Annotated in this window: 3 protein-coding genes; all 3 read left to right on the forward strand. The window is 73.5% G+C overall.

Annotated elements, in window-relative coordinates; genetic code table 11:
- Positions 1-432 (forward strand): ABC transporter permease subunit (locus G6018_RS14235; RefSeq protein ID WP_182639967.1); only part of this gene is annotated, 432 nt, incomplete at its 5' end.
- Positions 429-1,226 (forward strand): ABC transporter permease subunit, encoded by a 798-nt coding sequence (locus tag G6018_RS14240; RefSeq protein ID WP_182639968.1) that lies wholly within the window; start codon positions 429-431, stop codon positions 1,224-1,226. The genes G6018_RS14235 and G6018_RS14240, both read left to right, overlap by 4 nt.
- Positions 1,226-1,691 (forward strand): ATP-binding cassette domain-containing protein (locus G6018_RS14245; protein ID WP_182639969.1); only part of this gene is annotated, 466 nt, incomplete at its 3' end. The genes G6018_RS14240 and G6018_RS14245, both read left to right, overlap by 1 nt.

Consider the following 1,691-nt stretch of genomic DNA (forward strand, 5'->3'; position numbering starts at 1 on the left):
GGTGGCAGCCCACTCGACCGCCCGGGGATCCTCGTGCTCCCGGCGGTCACCGCCGGGCTCGTCGTCGGCGCATGGCTGCAGAGAACGGTCCGGGCCGTCGTGGCCGCCGAAGCCGCGCGACCACATGTCCGGGCCGCTCGACTCGCGGGCATCCCGCCGCTGGCCGTCCTCGTCCGACACCTGCTCCCCGGGGCGACGGGGCCGATCGTCCAGCTCTGCGCGCTGGCCGTGCCCGGCCTCATCGGTGCGGCGCTCGTCGTCGAGGTGGCGTTCGGTTACGCGGGCGCCGGGAGCCTGCTCGTCACCCTCATCGCCAACCGCGACACCGTTCCGGTCGCCACCCTGGTCACCGTGGCCGCCGCCGTCACCACGACCTCGCTGCTCGTCGCCGATCTGGTCACCGGGTCGGGACCCCGGCGGTGGCTCCGGTGACCCACGAGCATCTCGTCCGCACGCTCCTCGTCGGGATGCTCACGACGGGCCTCGCGCTCGCGCTGTTCGGCCCCGTCGTGGCCCCCGTTCTCGGCCTGCCCGCCCCGGACGCCGTGACCGGCGGAGCGTTCACCCAGGACAACGCCGCGTGGGGGACAGACCGGCTGGGACGGGACGTCCTGGCGCGGGCCTTTCACGGCAACCTGCCGCTCGTCGCGATCTCCGTGACGGCGGCCTTCCTGTCGACCGCGACCGGAGCCGTCATCGGCCTCACGCTCGCCTGGATCCCCCCACTGCGACCGGTCGTTCGATTCGCGACCGACGTGCTGGTCACCCTCCCCCCGGTGCTCATCATCCTGGTCGTCGCCACCGCCGGGAACGGCTCCGTCGTGGTCGTGGGGGCGGTGACGACAGTGCTGTTCATCCCTGTGAGCTCCCGCTATCTCGAAGCCGCGAGCGCCCCGCTCCTGGGGTCCGGGTTCGTGGAGGTCGCCCGAGCGGAGGGCCGGTCACGCCTGGACGTCACGGTGCGGGAGGTCGTCCCGGGCCTGTCCCGCCCGCTGCTCACCGAGCTGTCCGTGCGCTTCACCAGCGCCGTCTACCTGGTGAGCACGCTGGCGTTCCTCGGCGGCGGGTTGGGAGGGGGCGGCGACGACTGGGCGTCGACCGTCCGGGATTCGATCGCCGGGGTGACCCTCAACCCGTGGTCCGTGATCGTGCCCGCACTGGGGATCGCGCTCCTGACGGTACCGACGGCACTTCTGGCCGATCGGGAAGGGCACGGGGCGATCTGATGGTGACCGCCTCCGCCCTCTCCGTACGTGACCTGGCCATCCGGGACCGGACCGGCGTACCGCGTCTGGAGGTTCCGCGCCTGGACCTCGAACGCGGCGAACGCCTCGTGCTGGTGGGACCGTCCGGGGCCGGGAAGTCGACCCTCGCCCGCGCGCTGCTCGGCGACCTCTCCCCCGGACTGTGTGTGGCCTCCGGAGCGGTCACCGTCGACGGTGTGGACGCACTGGGGGCGAGCGCCTGGCAGCTGCGGCTGCTGCGTCGTCGCAGCTGCGTCGTCGACCAGGATCCGGGCGTGGCCCTGACCCCGTGGCGCCGCATCGGTCAGCTCACCGAGGAGATCGCGGCCCGCCCGGGGCTGGGCATCCACTACGCGCGGGAACTGGGCCTGCCCGTCGACGAGGGTTGGCTGCGGCGCCGACCGGACCAGCTCAGTGGCGGCCAACGGCGCAGGGTGGCCATCGCGC

This window comes from Dietzia sp. DQ11-44, assembly GCF_014145205.1.
In the GTDB taxonomy this organism is placed as follows: Bacteria; Actinomycetota; Actinomycetes; order Mycobacteriales; family Mycobacteriaceae; genus Dietzia; species Dietzia natronolimnaea.